Genomic DNA, 23,572 nt, shown 5'->3' with positions numbered 1-23,572 from the left:
TCATCCTTTCATACCTGTGGTTACTATTCCCTCAATGAAATATCTCTGCGCAAAGAAAAAGAGGATGATTAGCGGCAATATGGATACCAGTGCCATGGCAAGGACCTGATTCCAGTATACGGTCCCGCTTGTATCCAACACCATTCTCACGCCTAACGCAAGAGGGTAATTTTTTACACTATTGATGTAAATTAAGGGGTTATAAAAATCATTCCACACCCACATAAACTGCATCAGGCCAACCGAAAACAGGGCCGGTTTCATAAGCGGGAGAAGAATACATCTGAAAATCACGAATGAATCAGCTCCATCTATCTTAGCAGACTCATCTAAATCCTTTGGGATTCCCCGTAGGAACTGAATCAGCATAAAGATGAAAAACGGATATGCCGCCAGCAGCGCAGGCATCCAAAAAGGCTTAAATGTATTCAGCCATCCCAGGTTGCGGAACAGAAGATAGCGGGGAATGATAATTGCAGCGTTGGGCAGCATCAAGGTGGAAATCATCAGTCCAAAAAGAATCTTTTTACCCACGAATCTGAACCTGGCAAAACCATAGGCCACAATACTGCATGAGGCGATTGTGAAAAAAACCGTGGGGATTACCATCTTAAATGAATTGGTGAAAAAAGTGGTAAATGTATACTGTCCGCTGCCTTTCCATCCCTTAATATACGCTTCCGGATTAAAAGAGGAAGGAAGAAGCGCTGTTGTCCCAAATAATTCTTTATTATCCTTAAACGTGGCAAAAAACATCCAGATTAACGGGTAAATCATGACAAGACCGAACACAGTTAAGATTACATATGCCCATACAGTCCTTTTGGTCCTCTTTTTCATCAGAATTCTCCTTCGTCTTCGTAGTAAACCCAGGCATCCGAACTTTTAAAGATGAATATTGTAAATACAAAGATAAGTAAAAACATGATCCATGAGGTGGCACTGGCATATCCCATTTTAAAACTGCCATTTCCGAACGCGTCATCATAGAGTTTCATTCCCAGGAGATAGGTGGATTTAAGCGGTCCGCCCCCAGTCACAACAAACCCGGAAGTAAAGTTCTGCAATGCGTTAATTGTCTGCATGATCATATTAAAAAATACAATGGGAGTAATCATTGGCAGTGTAATAGTAAAGAAGTTCCTGAAGGGAGTGGAACCATCCACACTGGCTGCTTCATACAATTCCTGGGGTACCTGCTTTAAAGCTGCCAGGAACAATACCATGGATGAACCAAACTGCCACACTTGCAGCAGGCTGATTGTAGGCATGGCCCAGGCCGTGCTCCCAAGCCAGTCGACCGGCCCAATATGAATAAACCTCAGGGCCGTATTAATCATGCCTTCCTTCATAAACATCAATTTCCACAAAGCAGATATGGCTACGCTCCCTCCCAGTATGGATGGGAGATAATAGACCGTACGGAAAAAATTAACCCCTTTCAGGTTTACATTTAGGATCATGGCAACAAGCAGTGCAAAAAATAGTTTGGCAGGTACTGTCATCGCCGCATATTTCAGCGTCGCCCTTAAGGAATTCCAAAAATCCGGGTCCACGGTAAACAGCCTTATGTAATTGCCCAGACCCACGAATTGCGGAGCGGAAAACATATTATAATTCGTAAAGGAATAACAGAACGAAGCCACAAAGGGATATAGCTGAAGGAGCAGAAAACCCAGGATCCAGGGGCTGATATAAATAAGCCCCATGTTCCTTTTAAAAAATCCCTTCTGCCTCCTTTTTTTTGTTTGTTTCATGAAATCACCCAGCCTTTTTCTTTATTTAAGCGTATTCAGAACATCCTCCAAAAGCTTCATTGTCTCTTCTGCCACTTCATCCGGAGTCCCCTTATGATAAGCGATTTTTTCTACGGCGTTTGTAAATACAGCTTCCACTTCCGTATTGGAGGTAGGGCCATTTTCCGGTTTTCCGGCATGGGCAATACCGTAATCAATGGTTATGACAGAATTACTGTCTAAAATTCCTTCCTTCTCACACATGGTACGTATTTTATCAACAGACGGGATGGAGCGCACATCACCCAGGATTTTCCCTGCCTCTTCATCATTAAAGAAGAAATTCAGGAATTTCAAGGCTTCCTCCTTGTGTTCACAGGATGACGGAATGGACATTACCTGCGCTGGCCGTATTAAAAGAGCCGTATCCTTGGCATCCTCCATGACCGGGATAGGAATAACCTGCATATTATCCGCTCCCATCAGCCCATTAAGCTCAGAGATATTAGAAGTCCATCCAAAAGCGGCCAGCAATTCCCCTGAAGCCACCTTGGGATTGGTAAAAAACACATCATTGAAAGCAGCCGAATCCTGTATTGGTTCAAACACTCTTTCATCATACATTCTCTGTACCAGTTCAAATGCCTCCGTCAGAACTCCCTTATCAAATCCAATGGTATAATCATCATTAATTACCTGCATGCCTGTCTTTTGCTGGATATACCCTTTCACCACATAAATGGCCGTCAGACGGGGATCTGTCACTAAAAGATATGAATTGGGATCCTGTTCCTGAACTTTTTTACCCATCTCAATATAGTCTTCCCATGTCAGTTCATCCTCCAGGCTGATATCCAGACCGAATTTTTCGGCTGCCGGCTGATTGATGTATGCGGTACGGGCATTCATTCCCGTTGGCAGGGCAATGAGCTGTCCGTTAAATACACAGAAGCTGTTCAAGAATTCCTCATCAAAGCCTGAAACATCTACTAAATCTGGATAATCCTTTAAATCCAGGAAAAAATCCCCTTTGTTTGCATAGTCCGGCATCCAGTTGGCATTGAGCTGAATGATATCCGGCGCTGTCTGCCCTGCAAGCTGGGTGGATATTTTCTGCTGGTAGCCATCGAATCCCCCGTATTCTGCCTCAATGACCACATTTGGATTTTGATCCATATACAGTTCAATGGCCTTCAAGGTCGTTTCATGACGCCCCTCATCTCCCCACCAGGAAAACCGCAGCGTCACCTTTTCCTTACTCCCAGACGCTTTCGTGTCCGCCCTAACCGTTTCTTTTCCCTCCGTTACACTCGTATCCTTTCCTCCCGAACACCCGGTCAGACATCCTGCTGCCAAAGCTCCTGCTAACATCATCGCCCCAAACCTTCTCCATTTCATGTAACGTCCTCCTCATGATTGAATGTTTTATCTGATGTTAAAATTATATCCAATCAAACCTGCTTTTCAAAGGATGCTAATCTACAAAATCGGGATGCCATTCTACAATTTGTACATATTTCATTGAAATCCCTAAATTTTCACCGTATAATAAAAAAGCATTCCATATATTTACTTGTTATCCAAAAATAATCTCACAATTTCCAGGGGGCTTTATGTATCATATTCTTATTGTAGACGATGAAAAAAAATTGCGTGACGGAATTGCCGCTTTATATGACTGGAACAATCTTGGATTTCAGGTGGACGCCTGTCTCGAGAACGGGAAACTGGCCATTGATTATATTCTCCATCATCCGGTGGATGTGGTTCTATGCGACATCCGGATGCCGGTTCTGGATGGAATTGCATTTGCAAAATATATCTATGACCACAAGCTTCCCACAAAAGTAGTCTTTTTAAGCGGCTACTCCGATTTCGAACTGGCCCAGAAAGCCATCCGATACCAGGTTACGGACTACATCCTGAAACCTACCACCTATATGGAAATTTTTACAGTATTTAATAAAATAAGGGAATCGTTAGACAGGGAAAACCAGCAGGCAGACCGCCCGGACACACATAATGAAAGTACTTCTCCGGTTATTCCTTATATAAAACGGTATGTATCTGAAAATATTGCAACTGTTTCCCTGAATAGAATTGCTTTGGAACTCAATCTCACTCCTAATTATCTGTCCAAGCTGTTCAGGGAGCAGATGAACATTACCTTTACAGAATATCTGATATTGGAAAAAATGGATTATGCCTGCAAGCTTCTTCAAAATGCTAATTTTAAAGTTTACGAGGTAGCTTTAATGTGCGGATATGATAATCCCAAAAACTTTGTAAAAACATTCCGGCAGACCATAGGATGCACACCTCAGGAATACAGAAAGGGGAAGATGAAATGTTAAAACGTTCCCTGCGCAACAGTTTTTTGCGGATTGCCAGCCTCATCTGTCTGCCCATCCTCTGTGTAGGTGCGTTGGTTTTTTATTTTTCATTCAATACACTGGTCAAAGAAACCCAAAACCGTATTAATGCTTCCTGCCACCTGATGGAACAGTCGCTTACCAATGTATTTCGTGAGGTCAATAAACAAAAGGCTATGTTTGAGGGCAACTCCATTTTATACCTGACCACCCTCCAACTTTTAAATAACGAGAAACTCACATATGAGCAGGTTCAGACCCTGCGTACCATCACCCCTATTTTTAACAGCACCTTAGGTTATGATAATATATATCATTCCCTGTATGTCTATATGCCCAACCGGTATGAGAATTTCTACTCCTCCAACAACCGGAGGGAGAACTTAAGGACAACGCGTGATTCCGCCTGGTATCAGACATTCCTTAATATGCCGGAAGATGTCAATATACATATAGAGAGACGGACCATCCAGGAGTCCGCGCTTCTTTCATACGATGTAATATCCATTTACCAGCGTTTTCATAAAAACAATGTTATCATAGTCAATATACGAAGTTCCTATTTTGAAAATATCCTGACTGATGTGGCTGAATTGGAAAATATGCAGTTCTTTTTGTTAGATTTGGAAAATAATCCGTTGGTCAGCAGCCTCAATACGGAATCCTGCAATACCATCGATTTTCCAGCTATGATGAAACAGCCTTCTGATACCATCCGTATCAACCAGCAAAATTATTTCGTGGAAGCAGTTGACGGTAATCCTTATATGAATTATGTCTTTCTTATCCCACGGCGCTCCCTGTATGCCTTGTCCGGCAAGATTCTTGCTACCACATTCGCGGCCGGCGGACTGGGGCTTCTCGTAAGTATCAGTATCGCATGGTACACCAATGACCAAAGGAGAAAACAGGTTTTCAGCATATTGTCAGTCTTTGAGGCCGCGGAAAAACAGATGCAGCTTCCTGAAATGGTACCTGTCATCACCGATGAATACAGTTTAATCCTGAATAATATCATTAAAACATTTTTACATAATAACGAGCTGAATATGAAGCTTACAAAACTCCAGTACCAGAAAGCATCCGCGGAGCTGACCGCCCTGCAGTGCCAGCTCAATCCCCACTTCCTGTTTAACACATTGCAGACGATAAATTTTGAGCTGATGAAGCTCCCCGGCTCTTTTAATGCGGTGCAGATGCTGGACAGTCTGTCCCGCCTGCTCCGGTATTCCCTGGATGCCCCGGACAAACTACCCTCACTCATGGAGGAGATTTCTGCAACCAGGGAGTACATTGCCCTCCAGAAAATACGTTATGGCGATACATTCGATGTGCTGTGGGACTATGAAGAAAACACGCTGGATCTGCTGGTAAAACGTCTTCTGCTCCAGCCTATGATTGAAAATTCCCTTCTCTATGGACTAAAAGGAAAGAAGGGAAAAATGATAGTTAAAATCAAGATTCTTAAAAGAGGGGATACATTAAATTATACGATAATAGATAACGGTACCGGAATGTCACCAGCCCGCCTTGCACAAGTCGTCCAGTGCCTGCAACAGGATGATTATGTACCTCATAATCACATAGGACTGACCAATACCAACCAGCGGATACGTCTGCAGTATCCTGGATCACCAGGCATCCACCTTTACTCAAAAGAGGGCATGGGGACGATTGTGTCCTGGTCATGCCCGTTATCTGAAACGTGATGGATAGCCTGTGGTTTCCTCTATATGGTAAAAAGTCCTGTCATCCTCCCTGTCAGATTCACATATCAGCGCCACTGGTTCCCCTTCCATGGAGTCCAGATATATTCTTCCCTTTGCATAAGGAGGATAAGGATACTGGTAAGGATGCCATTTTCCCTTCCCGCTGTTTTCAATACACCGCATCAGCCTGTCTATGGTCTGCCTGGGAAACCATTGGTTGTGATGGGATGTCAGATAATAGTCAAAATCCAAGTTCTTCACACATTCCAGCGTATGGTACTGTGTCTCAACCGGCATATGGTTCTGGAATATCAGGCACATGACAGGCGTAAGGGCATCCCCAGACAGCAGTAAACGGCGTTTAGGTATCCATATGCCGATGGACCCCCTTGAGTGTCCTCTCAATGGAATGACCCTGCATTCCAGCCCGCCCAGATTGAATGAGTCAAAATCCAGCGCCTTCATATTATTACACTGCTTATCCCATTGCCCGGCTTCAAAAGGCTGGCAGGAGCCGTCCTGACCAGGGACCAGCTCCCGCCTCCACTGCCCAAGGATTTCTGCCGTATAGGATTCCAGGATCACAAAATCGTCCGGGTGCATATAAACTCTGTCAAACTGGCCATTTCCCCCAATATGGTCAAAATGTCCATGGCTGTTAATCACGACAAGGGGCAGTCCTGTAATCCTGCGTATCAGTCCATGGATATCATCCGTACCTGAACCCGTATCAAAAACCAGGGCTTTTTCCTTACCTATGACAAGATTCACACAGCCCCCCGCCCGGTCTGTCAAAACATATACATCATCACATATACAGGTAACTTCTGTCTTCTTCAACTGATACATAATACTCTCCATATGCAGCGCATGCAATCATATATTCCTTGAATCTAAACGAATGTACGCCCGAAAGCAGTCTTGCGCCTTCGGATTCAGTATTGCCTGCTTCAGTACTCCCTGGTTCTGTACGCCTTGGTTCTGTACGCCTTGGTTCTGTACTTCCTGGTTTTGTACTTCCTGGTTCTGTACTCCCATCCCTGGCATTTCCAGGCGTAATCCCTTCCGCAAACCCGGTCCCCTGAAGTTTTAATACTGCCTCGCACTCTGTCCAATATTTCGTAAACAGTTCCGGCTGTTCCATTTCCCCGGCCTGTTCCAACTGTTCCTGCTGTTGTAAGGTAAAAACCTTCCGCACCGTGGGCCAGTGGACGTCCCTTATCTGTTCAATATCCACGCCTATGTCAATGTCCGCCGCAGCCAGCACAGCATATCCCCCGCTATGGGACAGGTTAAAATAATGCTTTCCTGACTTCAGCGCGGGTTTCCCATGCCCCAGTCTCACCATCTGCCCATCACGGCTGACATCCAGATACTTTTCCAGCAGAAAACCGGCTGCCAGTTCCTGATCAGCCTCCTGCTTTCTCTTTATTCTCCGGTATTGATCCGCGTAATATTGTGGGATATTGTCAATTATTTCCTCTGCGTGCAATGCAATCCGTCCTGCATCTGCAATCCTTATCCTGACTAAATGCATATACACTCCTTACATGCCGTATGATATTGAATTGCGCAAGGCAGTATTATCTTCATTTCTCCAAAGCTTCCTCTCTCCTGCCATCTGCGCCTCCGGTCTGCCCTGCAGCATTCCCCGCAGCGCCTCCACGCGCCAGCCTGCGCACAAGCATTCCCTGGAACGCATCCACGCCCACACCGACGTAAATCACGCCCACCAGCATTGCCACGCCAATCTGGATTGGCAGGGTCCCTATTTCATTCACTTTCATGGAACCCATGATGGTCAGCCCTATGGCCCAGCCGCACAGCCAGGAGGGAGTGAAGATCATCCTTGAAAATGTCTCGCCGATGATGACTGCCAGACCTCCCATGACGAATAGTGTGGCATACAGTTCCACATTGGGATTCCACTGCAGGGTTTCCATCACCCATACGGCAATATAAGCCCATAAGTCACCTAACAGGAAACCGATGGAGATTTTCACGGCGTCCTGCCGTCTGTTACCGTTGGCCACAAAAAGCCCGGCGCAGATTAAGGCCACCGCCCCGGTGCCGACCCCTATGAAAGGGGCCAGCACAGCCCAGATCGGAGGCATGAACGCTATGCCGAAAGCCAGGGTCAGCATATTGATTGTCTTCTGTTGTTTTTCATCCATATTTTTTTACTCCTATGCTTTTCTTTCCCATGCACTCATTTTCCAGGCCCTTCCGTCCCCATTACTCCCAGTCAAACCCATCCCACACAGGCTTTCCGGTATATGTCTTCAGCTCCTCCTCGCCTTCCAGCACGCGGATTGCCCCGGCCGCCATGGCCTCCATCTCAAACTCGCCTGGATAGGCGGTCACAGGGGCGATGAAGGAACAGGCATCCGTTATCTGCTTTACAAGGTCCTGGTTATGTACCATGCCGCCGCCCAGCAGGATGCCGTCCACCTGTCCGTGAAGGACTGCCGCCATGGCGCCGATGCATTTTTCAATCTGGTAAATCATGCTGTCCCAGAGAAGTCCTGCATACCGGTCCCCTGCTTTGGCCCGCTCCGTCAGTTCAATGGCATCGGAAATCCCCACATGATTCACGAAACCGCCTTTGCTGGTACAGAGTTTTTTCACATCTTCCAGGCCCGCCTGGTTCATTTTCATATATTCCAGAAGGTTTGCCACGGAAATGCTTCCGCATCTGGTTGGGGCCATGGGTCCTTCTCCTCCCACAATATCATACCCGTCTATCATCCTTCCCTTTTCATGGGCGGATATGGAAATGCCGCCGCCGATATGGCATACCACATAGCTGCACTCCCCATATGGTTTCTTCATCACGTCCTTGCTGTGCCGGATGGCGGTTTCCTTCAGGTTCAGGGCATGGAGGTGGATGATGCGGTGTACGCCCCGGATGCCTGTCATGCGGGCAAGGTCCTGAAGCTCATCCACATCCGGCGGGTTTACCACCATTGCTTTGGCGCCATAGGCCTGTGCAAATTCATTGGCCAGCTGTGAACCCAGGGCCGCCGGATGGATGACGCCGTTGGCACATGTCCTGGCGTGCTCCAGCATCAGGTCCGTCACCCCGTAGGTTCCGCCTTCCATGGCAATCAGGCCTCCGCCCCGTCCCACGAATACGTCCACTTCCTCAAGATGTATGCCTGCTTCCTTTAACAGCTTTAAAACCGTGTCCCTGCGGTAGGGCAGCTGCTCTGACATGGATGCATACTGCCCAAGCTCTTTTGCCTCATGGGAGACATTCTGGGAATACAGGCATTCCTCCCCCTCAAAGAGGGCCACCTTGGTTGAGGTGGAGCCAGGGTTGATTGTCAGTACTTTATACGGTTTCATACTGGTTCCTCCTGCCTTTTACTTCCTGCGGCCCTTACTGCGCTGATTACGATATTTCCCTTAATCTCGGACACAGGGGCGCCTCTTGAGCAGTCGCACACCACTTTGTTGAAGCCCTGGAGCATTGGGCCGTAGGCATCTGCGTGTCCGAACTGCTGTATCAGCTTAACCCCTACATTGCCCACATTCAGGTCCGGCCAGATAATCACATTGGCTTTTCCCGCAACCCGGCTCTCCCTCTGCACCTTTTTAGCAGCCACTGCCGGCGATACAGCTGCGTCAAACTGGAATTCACCGTCAATGGCAAGCTCCGGCCTCTGCTCATTGGCAATCCTGACCGCCTCCGCCACTTTATCCACCAGTTCTCCCTGTCCGCTTCCCAGGGTGGAATAGCTGACCATGGCGCATCTCGGCTCCCAGCCCAGCAGTTCCCTGACCGTGTCGCAGGCAGAAACAGCGATTCCTGCCAGCTGACCGGAATCCGGGTTGGCGCACACAGCGCTGTCGCCGATTGCAAGAAGGCTTCCTTCACTTCCCTTAAATCCTGGAATATCGCATAACCCGATGCTTGAGATGGTGCTGATTCCCGGCTTCAGACCAATAATCATCTGTCCGGCCAGCAGCACATCCCCGGTTGTATTGTCAATCCCCGCAAAGGTCACATCCGCCTCGCCCACTGCCTCCATGACCATGGCATAATACAGCGGATCCTGCATGCGGCGGTTCAGGGCCTTTTCTTTTAACAGGGTGTGCGGCAGGGCCACATACCGGTCTATGAGTTTCTTTTTATAAATCTCTTCCCTGATATCCACAATTGTGAAAATATCTTCCTCATATCCTTTGGAGGATAATGCTTCCCTGATTTCATCGGCATATCCCACAAGCACGGGAAGGATATACCCTTCCTTGCCTGTCTCATAGGCTGCCTGCATCATCTTTTCATTGACTGCTTCTGGAAATGCTATCCTCTGGGGATTTTCCTTTGCTTTTTCATAAATCTGTTCCAGTAAACCCATCTCTACTCCTTTCGGTCAGATTGGCTGAATCCGTCCTACATTTCCTTTTCAATCAGGTCCGTCAGGTCGCCGATGGTTGCGCAGGCGCTGGCTTCTGAAAGCATGATTTCCACGTCCAGTTCATTCTCAATCTCAGACACAAGGGCAACCATCTGCACGGATGCGCCGCCCAAGTCCTCCTTAAAGGATGTGGATACGGAAATGTCGCTGATGTCCTGTTTGTATGACATTGCCACCATGTTAAGTACCTGTGTTTCCAATTCTTTTCTGTCCATTTTCATTCTCCCTCTATGTTTTTATTCGCAGCTGATCCGTTTCGGATTTCACGTTTTTATTCACGCTTCGTCCAAGTCAAATACAACGGTCTTAAATCCGCCTTCCCTCTGGAAGATTGCCGCATGGCAGTTCAGGGGAAGCTTTTCTGAAAGTTCCTTCCTGTTCTTTTTGCTGATACCGCGGACAACTGCGTTTAATTTCGTGCCTTCCTCCAATTCAACTTCCCCGTACGCGTATTTTCCCAACTGCTTATATTCCGGTTTGGATGAAAGGGCTGCAGGCAATACAATGGAATGCAGCCTGGCCTTTCCGCTGATTTCGTACCACTCTGTCTCATAATTCCCGCATGCATTGCAGGCATATACCGGGGGGAATTCCACATTGCCGCACTTGGGGCATTTGCGCCCTAAGAGTTTCCCTTCTTCCAGTCCTTCGTAAAATGTCTGCACGACCTTTTCTAATTTAATACTCATAACGCATCTCTCCTCCTGCTATTCATCCAATAAGCCAAGCAATACGGCCGCAACGTTCTGCGCCCCGCCGTAGCCCCGGAGCATGGCTGTCCTGGGCTGGTTTTTCACCTGGTGTCCGCCGCATTCGCCCCACATCTGCTTGCAGGCCTCGTACACATCCGCCAGACCTGAGGCGGCATGGGCATGTCCAAAGGAGGTACGGCCGCCATTGGTGTTAATCGGTTTATCCCCATCCCATGCAGTGCGGCCCTCACAGATGTATTTCCAGCCTTCACCGTAAGGAAGATATCCGGCAATCTCCGCGGATACAAGATGGGATGTGATGATGAAATCATTTGCATAGAACAGGTCCAGGTCATCTCCTGACAGACCGGTCAGTTCATATGCCTGGCGCACGGCTTCCTCGGTTGCCCGGACTTCAAAATGCGGGGTGGTTGCCTCACAGGCAGCGCTTCCGATTCCCAGCACCTCAATGGGACGGTGCTTCAGGTTCCTTGCTATGGCCGGAATCATTTCCGTGGCGCATACAATGGCTGCCGCTGCGCCGTCACATTTTAACTCAATGCCGCCGGCCCGGAGGAAATCCCCCATTTTGGGATTATAGGGTGAGTTCATATATTCATCCAGGGTCATGCCTGCTTCTTCTGCAAGGGATTCATATGTCCTTCTTTCAATGGCAAGGGGATTGACCGACGCGTTGCGCCTGTTGTTGATGCACATCCAGTTCAGTGTGTCGTTCATCTGCTCTGGCGTGATTCCCCTGGTGCGCACATACCACTCCGCCGCATCATCATAAATCAGTTCCTGCCCCGCCATCAGGCTCCTTGTATAGGTGCGGTCATATAACCAGGAAGTGGTCTTTAAGAACTTTTCCATGGTCATCTTATCCCGCCTGTACGGATGTTTGGGGCTTTCCACATTGTCTGCCGGGGACGGGGTGCTGTCCCCGAATTCAACCGCTCCGGTGAGGACACAGTTGTATTTCCCGGATGCCACTGCGTTGACCGCCTGCTCAATGGCAAGATAGCCTGTGCAGCATGCCTCGGAGTGGTGGATGGAACCTTTTCCCTTCATTCCGAACCAGTTGGCCACCTGTACATTGGGCGTCAGATAGTTGGAGCCGTTAAGCGGGCTGGCCTCGCCATGGAAATAAAAATCCACATCCTGAGGATTGACCCCTGCATCCTCCATTGCTTTTAATGCCGCATATCCGAACATTTCCCCTTCTGTCAGTCCATCTGTCTCCGGATTATCTACCGTGTACATAAATGGAGTACAGCCAACGCCTATGATAGAGACGCTTCTGTTATACTTTCCTAAAGTGCCCATAACCATCTTCCTTCCTTTTGCTTTTTTCAAGATTATTATATATAATAAAAATGTTGGAATCATCGTGTCCAAAGCTAACTATGACTTGCATCACCACCCCATTTTTGTGCAGGCGCACAATGCCAAAGGAGAAATCATGGAATTTCAGGTTTTGTTAAACAAACTGGAAAAAATAAACTACCGCCCGCTGATATTCGGGAACCAGGACAATAACTGCGACATGCTCAATATAAGGATCCTGACAGAAGGGCAAAGCCATTTTGATGAAACCATACTCTACTTAACTTCCACCGGGCTTATGCCGGATTCCGGCAGCGGCCATCCGTTTATCCTGTTCTGCTATGGGAAGGCAATTGACTTTTCCCTGTACCGGGAAAGTTCTTTTACCATTGTCTATTTTGGGGCTGACATTTCCCAGGCCGAACTTTTTAATGTGACCCTGGAGAACCTGACCGAGCTTCAGCAGATCACTGCCGGCATGCATATCCTGACCAATGCGCTGTTTTCCGGGAACGGGCTTCAGTATCTGGTTGATACGGCCTCCCATATCTTTGGCAATCCCATCTATGTGGTGGATCTGCAGAACAAGTATCTTGCCATGTCCGCGGGAATTGTTCCGGATGACGATTTTTTCCGGGAGGAAAGCGCGTCCGGGTATATCAGTGAAAAGGGAATCCGCTCCATCCGGGCCAACAAAGTGGATGAAAAGGTCCGGGGGGCCGATACCGCTTATTACTTTGTCAACAGCCTGGTCAAGAAGGGAATGCTGGTGGATGCGGTGCACATCCAGGGCGTGGAGGTTGGGCATGTGATGATGCTGGAGTCCGAACACCCCTTCCTCGAGTATGACCCGGACTTTTTCCACCGTTTCTGTAAGCTGGTGTCCATGGAGCTGCAGAAGAATTCAGCCTATTCCAGGAATAAAGGGGTCATGTATTCCTACTTTCTGGCCGACCTGCTGAAGAATCCAAGGCAGAACGTGTCCGATATCAGGGAACGGCTTAAAATCCTTGGCTACAGCCTCAAGGAAACATTTTATATCGTGGCAATCCCGCCTGTGGGCCACAGCTTTTCCGATTTAAAGCTGGAGGTCATCCTGGAGCATCTGAAGCAGATCTTCGCGGGCAGTATCTATGTGATTTATGAGGATACCATTGTGTTCCTTATCAGCAGGGCCATGGACCAGAACCTGAGTGAATATGAGATTTCCCAGCTTTCCGGATATCTCACAGCCAATAGCCTGAAGGCTGGGATCAGCAACTTCTACCAGAACCTGGAGGATACCCCCAGGTTCTACAGGCAGGCCATTGATTCCGTCCACCTTGGCCTGAAGCTTAAGGATTCCGCGCCGATTTATTATTACAGTGATTATTATCTGTACCAGATGCTGGAGCTGTACGAAAAGGAAGATTCCGAGATACGCTTCCTGATTCATCCCGGGCTTATGAAGCTTTACCTCTATGACCAGGAAAAAAATACGGACTTCATGGCCACACTGAGGGAATACCTGACACAGCCCGGACAGCCTACTAAAATTGCGGAAAACCTGCATATCCATAAGAATACACTGCTGTACCGGATGGGGAAGATCAAGGAGATTACAGACTGCGATTTTATTGAAGGGGAGGATTTTATGAATTTTAATCTGTCGGTGCGGATCATGAGATATCTGGGGATGATTGAGTAGGGGGCGGATTCCAAACCCTCTGCCTTTTTGCAAATGGCTATCCATAATCACACCTCGGATAAAGTGAAAACAAGCAAGAAATATGGTATAATCTTTTTAAAGAAAATCACATGTGGCATGGAAAAAATTTATATTCGGCAAAGGAGATGAAAAGTTGTGAAAATATATGGTAATCTGCTCTTTGAAGAAGTGCAGGAAAAGGATATTGAGATTCTTACCCCTATTATGAAGCGTGCTTTTGATGAAGATACCAGAATCCATTTGGGAAAAGAATGTGGCGGTCCTCCTGGTTATGATAATGGTGATTTTTTACGTCAGTATGCGCTTGATAATGATTCAACCGCTTTCAAAATTTCTAAAGGCGGGAGGGTTATTGGTGCAATAATACTTTGGATTAATGCAGACACCAAGCAAAACTTTCTTGGTAATATCTTTATTGACCCAGTGGCAGAGAATAAAGGCATTGGAAAATTGGTTTGGGATTTTATTGAACATGAGTTTTCAGATACGGATGTATGGAAAACAGAAACTCCCATCTTTTCTCGTAGAAATCATAATTTTTATATCAATAAATGCGGATTTCATGTTGTAAGGATTGAAAACCCAAAAGATATTGAAGAAGGAAGTTTCATTCTTGAAAAAAAGATGAAATAACACAAGCGAATGAATATAATCGAATGTTAGATAGTGGAGCCAGCCGTCCTTGTCAACGATAAAATGAACAGCTTCGCCATCATTGACAAATCTGCCTGCCCCTGCTTGTGTGGCAATCAAGAGCGCGACAGTAAGTTGTGCTTTCGCGCTCTCTTGATTATGGAAAAGTAATGCAGTAGGGTGTGAAAGGCTTTTGATATATAACGCTTCCAAAGAGCCTAATTCAGGAGGGAAATGGATGTAGATGCTATTTTTAGCCAAAACCGAGGGGTTCAGATTTTGTATCTGAATACCTTTCCGGCTCGATTATCCACTATGTCTGCCAATCAATTCAGCCTACCTCATTTTCCTCCCACAAAAACATCCATACATCCCCCGCCTACCGTCTGCATGGGACCGGCTTTCTTGGACATTTTGGCTTTACCAAGCCAGCCCTTACGATTGCGTCCTCTTCACACGCGGACAGGCAGGCGCCGCATTGGGTGCATTCGTCCTGAAGGATGATGTGGACGAAGCGGGATTTGCCCTGGATGGCGTCTTCTTCGCATTCATCCATGCAGTCCCCACAGCCGGTGCATTTGTCAGCCAGGATGTGATAGGTCATGAATTTTTTGCAGACCCCGGCTTTACAGGCTTTTTTGCCGATGTGCGCCTCGAAGTCCGCGGGGTATGTCTGGATGGCAGCCAGCACTGCCTCCGCTATCTCCTCCCCTGTCTCGCAGAGGGATTGGGTTTTCATCATCTGACACAGGTCCTTCATAAGGTCCAGGTCCCCGCTGCGCCCCTTTTTCTCCGTGATGTCGCCCAGGGTAAGCTCAAGCTGGGTGATGCCTTCGTAACCGAATACACATTTCCCACAGGTCTGGCACTGGTTTGCCCTGACTTCTTTTAAGAGGATATCTACGATACAGTCTGTCTCTTTCAGGTTTTTTATTTTTTCCAATGTACTCATTGCGGACACCCCCTTAATATTCATTCCACAGCTTTGGTTTTGTAAGCTGGAGCCTTAAGTCGCACTGAAGGCATCTGGATGCCTCGCACATGGCCTGCTCACAGGTGAACGCTTCTTCCACCTGCGTAAAGCCCTGTATCCTCTGGTCCGGCGGCGCGGTCCTGGGGGTTGTGCGCTTTTGTCCTGCAAAGCCTTCCATCCGGCCAATATAGGACGGCGGGGTTTCCTTATCCAGAAGCATCTCGCTTATATCACCGTCTCCGCCCAGATACAGATCCATCTGCCCTGCTGCCCTGCGTCCTGCCGCGATTGCCTCAATCACGGATTTTGTCCCGGTCACGACGTCTCCTGCCGCATAGACGCCTTCCAGGCTGGTCCGCTGGTTTTCATCTGCCAGGATATATGGGCCGTGGGTTAGTTCCAGTCCCATCTGCTCCGTGTCCTCCGGCCTTTGTCCAACCGCGAATATGACATGATCCACCGGTATTACCTGGTTCGTCCCCTCCTCCAGCTCAATGACCGCCTTCCTGTTTTCATCAAAATAAAAACGGTTCACCTTCTGGAGTTCCACTCCCTCCACACGGTCTGTACCCGTTATGCGTAGGAATGAATGGGCCGCGTGGAGGAGGATGCCTTCTTCCGCGCCTTCAGCGATTTCCTCCGGCGTGGAGGTCATCTGCTGTTCATTTTCCAGACAGGCCATATGTACCTCTTCTGCCCCCAGACGAAGGGCTGTCCTGGCGCAGTCATAGGCAACGTTGCCGCCGCCAAGGATCATGACCCTTCCGCTTACGGGAAGCGGTGTTCCAAGCCTTGCCTGTTTCAGGAAATCGGTATTCACATATACCTGGGGCAGGCCGCTTCCCTCAAGGGGAAGCCTGGTTCCTTTATGTGTTCCCACTGCCACGAGTACGGTGTCATATCCCTGTTCCAGAAGCTGGTCCGGGGATGTGGGCTGTGTGTTTGTCCTTAATTCAATTCCCGATTCCAGGATGGTATTGATTTCCCTGTCCAGGAGCTGGTCCGGAAGACGGTAAGCCGGAATTCCGTACCGGCACTGGCCTCCGGCCTTTGGATTCTTTTCAAACACGGTAACTTCATGTCCCTTTTTTGCCAGATAATAGGCAGCGGTCAGCCCCGCCGGACCGGCGCCAATCACAGCCACCTTCTTTCCGGTAGCCGGTTCTTTGCGGACGCGTTTTTTCCATGCGCCGCTTTCATTTGCAGCCGCAGCCCGTTTTAACCTGCACACGGAAAGAGGGGCGTCCAGTTCATTCCTCTTGCATCCGCTCTCGCAGGCATGATTGCAGATACTTCCCAGTGTCTCGGGAAATGGTACCTTTTCGCGGACAACCGCTGCCGCTTTGTCAAAATCCCCTTCCCTGATATACCGTATGTACCTGGGGATATCGATATGGGCCGGGCAGGTGCTTTGACAGGGTACGATGTTCTCTGCCATGGAGCGGCTTTCCTTCATGATCTTCACCTGGTCCATGATGGAACCCGTGGGACAGACCTCGATGCATGCCCCGCAGAAACGGCATCCGGCTTCCTTCAGGGTCTTTCCCTCCGGAATACCTGCGCGGACCCCTGCGTCTGTCTTAATATAATCCAGCACCTTTACGCCGCGAAGGTCCTGACAGGCGCGGATACATCTCCCGCAGCGGACACATCTGGTGAACAGGTGGGATATCAGGGGATTGCTGTCGTCATTGGCAACACTTCTGGATTTCTTCCTCCAGCGCTCCGGGCTGACGCCCATGTACTGGTACATGGACTGGAGTTCGCATCTGCCATATTTGGGACAGCCCGTGCAGTCTGCGGGATGGGTTGCCAGAATCAGCTCCATGGCCATTTTCCTGACCTTCTCCGCTTCCGGACCGTTGACCCTGATACTCATGCCTTCCTCTGCCATGGTTTCACATGCCGGGACCGCCCCGCTGCCGCCTTCGATTTCCACGGAGCACAGGCGGCAGCCTCCCTTGGCTTCAAGGTCCGGATGGTTGCAGAGATGGGGGATGAAAATATCGGCAGCCAAGGCAGCCTCAAGCACGGACTGGCCCTCTTTTGCTTCTATTTCTTTTCCGTCTATTGTAATCTTCATTATTTCACTCCTGTTTCAGGCCGGGTTTCCCTGGTATCAGTACTCAAACCCATCCAGCTCCGCCGCCGCGTTCTCGCCTGCAATGCGTCCGCTGTTCAGGCAGAAGCCCATGGTGTTGCCCGCAAGGATAAATGGATAGCTGTCACCAAAAATATTGCATGCGTCCGTTCCCACGCAGTATAATCCCGGAATCACCTTTGCCTCCTGGGTCATGGCCTGTGTCCTGTGGTTAATCTTGACGCCGCCCAGGGAGCCGTATGCGCCCACGTTCTGGCGGCAGCAGTAGAACGGCGCCTTTGCAATGGGCTGCATGTAATGCCTGTCTTTTTCAAATATCTCGTCAAACCCGGCTTCACACATCTCATTGTATTCTTCCACCTGGGCGGCCAGCCCCTCGGGGTCGATTCCAGCCTTCTGTGCAAGTTCCTCAATGGTATCCGCCTGTGTTATGGGTTCATAGCCATCTGCCAGGTCCCTCTCCCACTGCTCATCAAAATGGTCGTACAGGTCATGGGGATGTACGTGGCTTACAATGTCCGGACCTTTCTTTTTATACTTTTTCAGCAGCTTGCTGTCAAAGATCGAGAAGGCCACGCTGCCCGGCTGTGCCGTGATTGCATTGCCTGTGAAGGTGGTATTGCCAATCTGGTCCTCCGGCATGAATCTCTGGCCGTTGCGGTTCACCCACAGACATGGCTGGCGGAATGCGCCGTCCAGGATAAAATGGTTCATATTATCAGGAAGCTGGTACATAAGTTCCATTGTGCAGGGTTCCTTGCCTGCGCCGGCCTCCCATGCCATGCGCAGCCCGTCCCCCTTCATGCCGGGAATCGCAAAGTTGAAAATGGTCTTTCCGAACTCATATCCTGTTTCTTCTTTAATCATGGCCGGGTTGTCCCCAAAGCCTCCTGTGGCAAGGATGACTGAATTGGCCCTTGCCTCAATTTCTTCCCCGTCCTTGTCCTTTGCCAGCACGCCCACTGTGCGGCCGTCCTCCATGATGATTTTGTGGACCGGTGTCTCAAGGAGGAATTCCACGCCCAGCTCCTTGGCCCTTTCCGTCATTTTCTTGGTCATGGCGGTGGCTGCCCTGGGTCCGGGTATCCCGCCGCCCTCAGGCTTACAAACATGCCATGTGAACTCCCCGTCCGAATAAGCCCTTGTGTCCTCCGGCGCGCTGAACGCCCTCTGCACGCCTGCAAATTCCACGCCCATGTCCATCAGCCAGTCAATGGTGTCCCCTGATTTGTAGTAATAGTCACGGACCATCCTGGCATCCACACGATAGTGGGTAAAATACATGTGCTTGCGAAACGCCTCCCCCGGTGTCAGTGAAATCATGTGCTCCCTCTGGATCCTGGAGCCGACCCCAAGAGGTCCCATTCCCATGTTGGCCGCGCCCCCGGTGGTGCCGGACTTTTCAAAAACCAGTACCCTGGCTCCGTTCTCTGCCGCTGATATGGCTGCCGCAAGGCCGGAAAGGCCGGCAGCTGCAACAATAATGTCTGTTTCCATCTTCTTCATGTTTCTTCCTCCATTTTCTTTTATCCCTGTTAATCCGGGCGTATTACACAATGTCAATGGCGGCTTCATATCCCCCATGGATTGCATCACCTGTCTGGTTCAAATTATAAAGGATTGACAATCCCTTAACATCATGCCTGCACCTTATGTTTTCTTCCATATGCAGCTTGTTTTTGTGCAAAGGCACAAATCCGCTTCGCACTAAACGCGTTTAAACTGTTTGTTTTTATATTTCTGAAGCCTTTCCTGAACCAGCTTCAGATTCTCAGGATCCGCATAGAACCCGCCTTCGGTGTGACCGATTTCCTCCAGGTGCCTTGCCCTTCCCGCCACCGTGGTGCGGTCCTTCAGGTATCCGTCTTTCTGGATGACAAATTTCCATTTTCCATCCCCTGTCTTTTCCAGATTGCCGCCGGCGCCACAGACCTGGCATTCCACGGGATAGTGAAGCCCGTCCCACTGGGGTTCCCCCAGAACCAGGGCATTGGAATGGCAGTTTGGGCACCAGCCCATATCCTCATCCCCCAGCCAGGTCCGCTCCCCTGCCGGTGTACGGACTGCTGTCATGATGTTTTCACCCATCTTCCTTGCCCGCGCCATCAAGCCTTCATCCAGCAGGCACTGTGCCCGTCCCGGCACCCTTGCGGCCAGTATCATGTCCACCACCTTCATATCGGTTGTGAACATGGTGGCCTGCATGGCCTCCAGGGCCATGGACTGCCACGCCCTGGTGGAACCTCCGGCACAGATCAGCCCCGCAACCCTGTCCTTATGCTCAATTGCACCGATTGTCTCTAAAAATGCAGTCTCATAGCTTAAGCTCCTCTGGGCAAATATCAGGTACTCCGCATTGGGCATCAGATCATAGGTTGGCGCGGAAAAAATCACGGCGTCCTGGGCCAGCATGACCTCCATGATTTTCTTTTTGTCATCCTTTGCATCCAGCACACAGCCCACATTCTTCCCCTGGGCCATTCCTCTTGTACAGGAAGTACATCCTGTGCAGCTTTCAATATGATAATCCTTCAGATTGACCATGGTTACCTCTGCACCGGCCTCCTCACAGTACATAAGCGCTTCTTTTAACAGTATCTCGCTGTTGCTGTCCTTTCTTCCTGCGGTGATACCCATTACTTTTACTGACATTTTCTCTCCTCCTGGACTTTTGTCTGAATCATTTTTTCTAACAGATGTTACAGATTAGATGTTACGGATGGATAGTCGGAATTGAAACCTATCCGAAAATCTGCTATACTTTATATAAATATATCAGTTATTTTTTTAACAATCATCCATTCCAAGTCGGATATAATCCGCAATCATCTGCTGTTTTTCAGACATTTGTCTGATAGGAGGTTTAACATGGCATACTTAGGAACCATTGTCCGTCATCTGGAAACCACCTTTCATGTGAAGGTACATGGGCAGTTCCATACACGGACTGAAATTGAAGGAACACGCTTCCTCACGCAAAAACCGGAAACAGACCCGGACCATGGGGACAAACTGCTTTATATCGCATGTTCCCAGGCCGCGGCCCCTGACAGGCACCCTGAGGCCGCTCTCTCCGCTGGGGCCACACAGGCCGCCTTCCCTGCCGGGCGCCCTGAGGCCGCGGCGCCTTCCTGCCATCTGCCGAACATCCTGCTGACCGGGCAGGATACACCCCCGGATAACCCCCGCATCCTCTACATCCAGGAAGTCCTGGATGCCTGCGGGGTATTCAACGCCATCCAGGAGGTCATCTTCCGGCATTATACGCTGAAGCTGAAACAGGAGGAATTATTCCAGTCACTGCACAGTGACAACGGGATTGACGGTATGGCCCATGTGGCCCATACCTTTCTTGGCAACCCTGTCACCATCTGTGATACCAGCTTCTCGGTCATTGCCGCCAGCCCGGTTGTGAAGGATGCGGACAACCTGGAGGAAAAGCACGGGCGTCTTTACCTGAAGGATTCCCTGTTCCAGAACATGGCGGACCAGAACATCATCCGGCACATCTACTCCTCCACCGTGCCGTATAGAACCACCCTGGACGATTACCCGTATCAATGGGTATTTGAAAGCATACGCATCCATCACGCCGTGGTGGGCTATATCTGTGTCCGGGGTACGGTCCGGGAATTCACGGAAGACGATATGGAATTCATTGATGTGTTTTCCAAGATGCTTTCCATTGAAATGCAGAAGGATTCCAGTTACCGCCATCCCACGGGACTGAGATACGAGTACTTCCTCACGGAGCTTCTGGAAGGACATTTTGACCGGGCAGAATACATTGCCAGCCACCTGGTCCAGCTTGGACGCGCCCAGATGCCTTATTACACAATCCTGCTTCTTAAATTCACGGATCCGTCGCGCAAGCCAAGGCAGTACAAAGGATATTTTGAACAGCTTTTGTCCCTTCTCCCAAACTGCATGGTGGTATTGTTCCACGGCGACCTGGTTGTCCTCCTGCCCAGCGGCAGCGGGAATCCCTTCCGTGAAACAGGCAGGAACCGGTTTGCCGCCTTCCTGCAGCTAAACCACATGCAGGCTTACGTCAGCTATCCTTACACGGATATTGCAAAGAGCAGCATCTATTGGCAGCAGGTGAAAGAGCTGTCCCTGTTCCATGAAAAAACCGGCCTTAAAAAAGACCGGCATTTCATCTATTATGAACAATATTATCTGGAGCATGGCTTCTGCCAGTATAAGGATACCGGACTTTTAGCCGCCTCCGTCCACCCGGTCATCACACAGATGACCGGATATGACCGCACCAACAACACGGAATACGCCAGGACACTCCGGGTCTACCTTGCAAAGAACCGGAATGCCCTGGCCGCGGCCGGGGAACTGCATATCCACAAAAGCACCTTTTTCTACAGGCTGGGGAAAATGGCCGACCTGTTCGGCATTGACATGAATGACGGCCTGGCCCTGTTCAGCTATGAATACTCCTTCCGGGCGCTGGATTATCTCGGCATGGGGTGATGCAGTCCATTCCGTCCGTCCCTCCGCCCGGTCAGGCTGTAACCGACACCCCGTCCCCGGATACCCGGACCCAGAGGGCCGGGGCAGGTCCCTGGGAGGCAAGGTAATAGTAAGCACTCCTCTTCCCGATGCCATGGCATGCATCATGCCAGATATTCCGGTCCAGGACCGCCACATCCCCCGGATTCAGGATAACGGCCCGCACATCTTCGGCCCGGGGCGGCTCATCCCCCCTGGACTTTGCCACGCAAAGCACGACCGGGTCAGCGGCGCAGAACAGCGCTTCCTGGGTATGGTCATGTTTCTCCATGGCCTTTACAACATAGGGCGCATCCATGCCGATGGTATATCCCAGCTGCCCCGGCGTATCGATGAGCGGCGTCTTTGTCATATAGTCCTCAAAATCCTCCCCCAGGGTCCTGTAAACCCGGTCCCTGTCCCCTGTCATATTATAATATGTACCGTATCCGGTAAAATCAAATTCCTTAATATCCACTGCTTTCAGTATCATACGCTCTCCTTTTTAAGCTCGTTTAAGTTGGTCAGGCACATTACCACGATTGTCACCACATAGGGCGCCATCAGCACCAGCTGGGACGGTATGTTAAAGCTCTGCAGGCCCACGGAAAGCGCGTCCGCAAAGGAAAAGATAAAGCAGGCAAAAAAGGATTTTAAAGGGTCGCCCTTGCCGATACGGGCCGCGGACACGGCCAGGAAGCCTTTTCCCGCAGACATGTTCTCCGTGAACATGGATATGCCGCTCAGCGGAAGGAACGCGCCCGCTGCCCCCGCCAGGACGCCTGTGATGATAAGGCTGGCCCACTTATACTTTACCACGGACACACCCGTTGTCTGCACCGCCTTGTCATTAATCCCAACGCCCCGCAGACGCAGCCCGAAGGGCGTCCTGTACATGACGATCTGGGAAAGGATGACCACTGCAAATGCCATGTAAACCAGGATGTTCTGGTTATTAAATATCTCATTCACCACCGGGATCCCATCCAGGAAGGGCATGTGGATGCTGCCAAAACTCTTGATCCTTGGATCCAGTATGGAGCCCCTGATATGGAATATATTGAACAGCAGCAGGGAGGTAAGCCCCCAGGAGCTTAGGTTCATGGCAATGCCCACCACGATAGGGTCTGATTTAAAATGCAGCACAAAGGTTCCAAAAACAGCGGACATGACAATCCCTGCCGCGATGCCGAACAAAAGCCCCATGAACGCATTCTCAAACAGATAGCTGCCCCAGGTGGCGAAGAATGCGCTTGTAAGCACATAGCTCTCCAGACCGATATTGAATATCTTTGCCTTATGGCCGAACACACTGCCCATTGCAGCCAGGGCCAGGGGCGCGGACAGCCGGATTGTGGCGGCTAATGTGGAAACACTGAATAGTAATTTAAACAT

22 protein-coding genes are annotated in these 23,572 nt (G+C 49.6%); 5 read left to right on the top strand and 17 right to left on the bottom strand.

Annotated features, from left to right (window positions below):
• From LK536_RS39395 to LK536_RS39385, 3 genes are all read right to left on the bottom strand, one after another.
• Positions 1–840, bottom strand: a complete 840-nt coding sequence (locus tag LK536_RS39395) for a carbohydrate ABC transporter permease (protein ID WP_227795453.1) — start codon at positions 838–840, stop codon at positions 1–3.
• Positions 840–1,709: an ABC transporter permease subunit gene (locus LK536_RS39390; RefSeq protein WP_506092113.1), complete on the bottom strand. Its 870-nt coding sequence runs from the start codon at positions 1,707–1,709 to the stop codon at positions 840–842. Before LK536_RS39390 ends, LK536_RS39395 begins: the two co-directional genes overlap by 1 nt.
• Positions 1,710–1,778: 69 nt before the next feature.
• Positions 1,779–3,134 carry an ABC transporter substrate-binding protein gene (locus LK536_RS39385; protein ID WP_227795455.1) on the bottom strand — a complete coding sequence of 452 codons (1,356 nt, stop codon included), beginning with the start codon at positions 3,132–3,134 and terminating at the stop codon, positions 1,779–1,781.
• Positions 3,135–3,349: 215 nt separating this feature from the next.
• Here LK536_RS39385 and LK536_RS39380 point away from each other — a divergent pair, with 215 nt between their 5' ends.
• Both LK536_RS39380 and LK536_RS39375 read left to right on the top strand, forming a co-directional pair.
• Positions 3,350–4,090 (top strand): response regulator transcription factor, encoded by a 741-nt coding sequence (locus tag LK536_RS39380; RefSeq protein WP_120056379.1) that lies wholly within the window; start codon positions 3,350–3,352, stop codon positions 4,088–4,090.
• A complete protein-coding gene (locus tag LK536_RS39375) occupies positions 4,084–5,817 on the top strand; it encodes a sensor histidine kinase (RefSeq protein WP_227795456.1) in 1,734 nt (577 codons plus the stop codon). Before LK536_RS39380 ends, LK536_RS39375 begins: the two co-directional genes overlap by 7 nt.
• On the opposite strand, the gene LK536_RS39370 is transcribed toward LK536_RS39375, so the two are convergent.
• From LK536_RS39370 to LK536_RS39335, 8 genes are all read right to left on the bottom strand, one after another.
• Complete coding sequence (locus tag LK536_RS39370) at positions 5,803–6,666, bottom strand: MBL fold metallo-hydrolase (RefSeq protein ID WP_227795457.1); 864 nt, start codon at positions 6,664–6,666, stop codon at positions 5,803–5,805. The genes LK536_RS39375 and LK536_RS39370 overlap by 15 nt on opposite strands.
• The gene (locus tag LK536_RS39365) at positions 6,626–7,354 is read right to left on the bottom strand and encodes a 4'-phosphopantetheinyl transferase family protein (protein WP_227795458.1); all 729 of its coding nucleotides are present in this window, start codon (positions 7,352–7,354) and stop codon (positions 6,626–6,628) included. Before LK536_RS39365 ends, LK536_RS39370 begins: the two co-directional genes overlap by 41 nt.
• Positions 7,355–7,406: 52 nt before the next feature.
• A complete protein-coding gene (locus LK536_RS39360; protein WP_227795459.1) occupies positions 7,407–7,991 on the bottom strand; it encodes a DUF1097 domain-containing protein in 585 nt (194 codons plus the stop codon).
• 61 nt (positions 7,992–8,052) lie between these two features.
• A complete protein-coding gene (gene buk / locus LK536_RS39355) occupies positions 8,053–9,165 on the bottom strand; it encodes a butyrate kinase (protein ID WP_227795460.1) in 1,113 nt (370 codons plus the stop codon).
• A complete protein-coding gene (locus tag LK536_RS39350) occupies positions 9,162–10,181 on the bottom strand; it encodes a phosphate acyltransferase (protein ID WP_227795461.1) in 1,020 nt (339 codons plus the stop codon). The genes buk and LK536_RS39350 overlap by 4 nt, the downstream gene beginning before the upstream one ends.
• A 35-nt stretch (positions 10,182–10,216) precedes the next feature.
• Positions 10,217–10,456 carry an acyl carrier protein gene (locus LK536_RS39345; protein ID WP_025486707.1) on the bottom strand — a complete coding sequence of 80 codons (240 nt, stop codon included), beginning with the start codon at positions 10,454–10,456 and terminating at the stop codon, positions 10,217–10,219.
• Between the two features lie 60 nt (positions 10,457–10,516).
• Entirely contained in the window at positions 10,517–10,930 is a 414-nt protein-coding gene (locus LK536_RS39340) for a Zn-ribbon domain-containing OB-fold protein (RefSeq protein WP_002573870.1), read from the bottom strand.
• An 18-nt stretch (positions 10,931–10,948) separates the two neighbouring features.
• Complete coding sequence (locus LK536_RS39335) at positions 10,949–12,259, bottom strand: thiolase family protein (protein WP_227795462.1); 1,311 nt, start codon at positions 12,257–12,259, stop codon at positions 10,949–10,951.
• Between the two features lie 136 nt (positions 12,260–12,395).
• Between LK536_RS39335 and LK536_RS39330 the strand changes: the two genes are divergently transcribed.
• Both LK536_RS39330 and LK536_RS39325 read left to right on the top strand, forming a co-directional pair.
• Positions 12,396–13,946, top strand: coding sequence for a PucR family transcriptional regulator (locus tag LK536_RS39330; RefSeq protein WP_227795463.1), 1,551 nt, complete (start codon positions 12,396–12,398; stop codon positions 13,944–13,946).
• A 156-nt stretch (positions 13,947–14,102) separates the two neighbouring features.
• Positions 14,103–14,600, top strand: a complete 498-nt coding sequence (locus LK536_RS39325; protein WP_227795464.1) for a GNAT family N-acetyltransferase — start codon at positions 14,103–14,105, stop codon at positions 14,598–14,600.
• 379 nt (positions 14,601–14,979) lie between these two features.
• On the opposite strand, the gene LK536_RS39320 is transcribed toward LK536_RS39325, so the two are convergent.
• From LK536_RS39320 to LK536_RS39305, 4 genes are all read right to left on the bottom strand, one after another.
• Entirely contained in the window at positions 14,980–15,552 is a 573-nt protein-coding gene (locus LK536_RS39320; protein WP_227795465.1) for an NADH-ubiquinone oxidoreductase-F iron-sulfur binding region domain-containing protein, read from the bottom strand.
• A gap of 13 nt (positions 15,553–15,565) precedes the next feature.
• Positions 15,566–17,656: an FAD-dependent oxidoreductase gene (locus LK536_RS39315; RefSeq protein WP_227795466.1), complete on the bottom strand. Its 2,091-nt coding sequence runs from the start codon at positions 17,654–17,656 to the stop codon at positions 15,566–15,568.
• A 36-nt stretch (positions 17,657–17,692) separates the two neighbouring features.
• Entirely contained in the window at positions 17,693–19,180 is a 1,488-nt protein-coding gene (locus LK536_RS39310; RefSeq protein WP_227795467.1) for an FAD-dependent oxidoreductase, read from the bottom strand.
• Positions 19,181–19,381: 201 nt separating this feature from the next.
• Positions 19,382–20,326 carry a flavodoxin family protein gene (locus LK536_RS39305; protein ID WP_120056368.1) on the bottom strand — a complete coding sequence of 315 codons (945 nt, stop codon included), beginning with the start codon at positions 20,324–20,326 and terminating at the stop codon, positions 19,382–19,384.
• Between the two features lie 216 nt (positions 20,327–20,542).
• Here LK536_RS39305 and LK536_RS39300 point away from each other — a divergent pair, with 216 nt between their 5' ends.
• Positions 20,543–22,159, top strand: a complete 1,617-nt coding sequence (locus LK536_RS39300) for a PucR family transcriptional regulator (RefSeq protein ID WP_227795468.1) — start codon at positions 20,543–20,545, stop codon at positions 22,157–22,159.
• Between the two features lie 31 nt (positions 22,160–22,190).
• Here the strand turns inward: LK536_RS39300 and LK536_RS39295 are convergent, their stop codons facing one another.
• Together LK536_RS39295 and LK536_RS39290 are read right to left on the bottom strand one after the other, a co-directional pair.
• Positions 22,191–22,670, bottom strand: a complete 480-nt coding sequence (locus LK536_RS39295; RefSeq protein ID WP_025486699.1) for an ureidoglycolate lyase — start codon at positions 22,668–22,670, stop codon at positions 22,191–22,193.
• On the bottom strand, positions 22,667–23,572 hold the full coding sequence (locus LK536_RS39290) for an ABC transporter permease (protein ID WP_008717492.1): 906 nt from the start codon (positions 23,570–23,572) through the stop codon (positions 22,667–22,669). Before LK536_RS39290 ends, LK536_RS39295 begins: the two co-directional genes overlap by 4 nt.

The organism is Clostridium pacaense (assembly GCF_020709765.2).
In the GTDB taxonomy this organism is placed as follows: Bacteria; Bacillota; Clostridia; order Lachnospirales; family Lachnospiraceae; genus Enterocloster; species Enterocloster hominis.
The sequence above is the reverse complement of the archived record's forward strand: the minus strand, read 5'-3'. Positions and strand labels throughout refer to the sequence as shown.

Excerpts from the sequence above, each read along its gene's own strand:
- LK536_RS39395 (WP_227795453.1), bottom strand. The coding sequence starts at position 840 with ATGAAAAAGAGGACCAAAAGGACTGTATGGGCATATGTAATCTTAACT.
- LK536_RS39390 (WP_506092113.1), bottom strand. The coding sequence starts at position 1,709 with ATGGGGCTTATTTATATCAGCCCCTGGATCCTGGGTTTTCTGCTCCTT.
- LK536_RS39385 (WP_227795455.1), bottom strand. The coding sequence starts at position 3,134 with ATGAAATGGAGAAGGTTTGGGGCGATGATGTTAGCAGGAGCTTTGGCA.
- LK536_RS39380 (WP_120056379.1), top strand. The coding sequence starts at position 3,350 with ATGTATCATATTCTTATTGTAGACGATGAAAAAAAATTGCGTGACGGA.
- LK536_RS39375 (WP_227795456.1), top strand. The coding sequence starts at position 4,084 with ATGTTAAAACGTTCCCTGCGCAACAGTTTTTTGCGGATTGCCAGCCTC.
- LK536_RS39370 (WP_227795457.1), bottom strand. The coding sequence starts at position 6,666 with ATGTATCAGTTGAAGAAGACAGAAGTTACCTGTATATGTGATGATGTA.
- LK536_RS39365 (WP_227795458.1), bottom strand. The coding sequence starts at position 7,354 with ATGCATTTAGTCAGGATAAGGATTGCAGATGCAGGACGGATTGCATTG.
- LK536_RS39360 (WP_227795459.1), bottom strand. The coding sequence starts at position 7,991 with ATGGATGAAAAACAACAGAAGACAATCAATATGCTGACCCTGGCTTTC.
- buk (WP_227795460.1), bottom strand. The coding sequence starts at position 9,165 with ATGAAACCGTATAAAGTACTGACAATCAACCCTGGCTCCACCTCAACC.
- LK536_RS39350 (WP_227795461.1), bottom strand. The coding sequence starts at position 10,181 with ATGGGTTTACTGGAACAGATTTATGAAAAAGCAAAGGAAAATCCCCAG.
- LK536_RS39345 (WP_025486707.1), bottom strand. The coding sequence starts at position 10,456 with ATGGACAGAAAAGAATTGGAAACACAGGTACTTAACATGGTGGCAATG.
- LK536_RS39340 (WP_002573870.1), bottom strand. The coding sequence starts at position 10,930 with ATGAGTATTAAATTAGAAAAGGTCGTGCAGACATTTTACGAAGGACTG.
- LK536_RS39335 (WP_227795462.1), bottom strand. The coding sequence starts at position 12,259 with ATGGGCACTTTAGGAAAGTATAACAGAAGCGTCTCTATCATAGGCGTT.
- LK536_RS39330 (WP_227795463.1), top strand. The coding sequence starts at position 12,396 with ATGGAATTTCAGGTTTTGTTAAACAAACTGGAAAAAATAAACTACCGC.
- LK536_RS39320 (WP_227795465.1), bottom strand. The coding sequence starts at position 15,552 with ATGAGTACATTGGAAAAAATAAAAAACCTGAAAGAGACAGACTGTATC.
- LK536_RS39315 (WP_227795466.1), bottom strand. The coding sequence starts at position 17,656 with ATGAAGATTACAATAGACGGAAAAGAAATAGAAGCAAAAGAGGGCCAG.
- LK536_RS39310 (WP_227795467.1), bottom strand. The coding sequence starts at position 19,180 with ATGAAGAAGATGGAAACAGACATTATTGTTGCAGCTGCCGGCCTTTCC.
- LK536_RS39305 (WP_120056368.1), bottom strand. The coding sequence starts at position 20,326 with ATGTCAGTAAAAGTAATGGGTATCACCGCAGGAAGAAAGGACAGCAAC.
- LK536_RS39300 (WP_227795468.1), top strand. The coding sequence starts at position 20,543 with ATGGCATACTTAGGAACCATTGTCCGTCATCTGGAAACCACCTTTCAT.
- LK536_RS39295 (WP_025486699.1), bottom strand. The coding sequence starts at position 22,670 with ATGATACTGAAAGCAGTGGATATTAAGGAATTTGATTTTACCGGATAC.
- LK536_RS39290 (WP_008717492.1), bottom strand. The coding sequence starts at position 23,572 with ATGTTTAAATTACTATTCAGTGTTTCCACATTAGCCGCCACAATCCGG.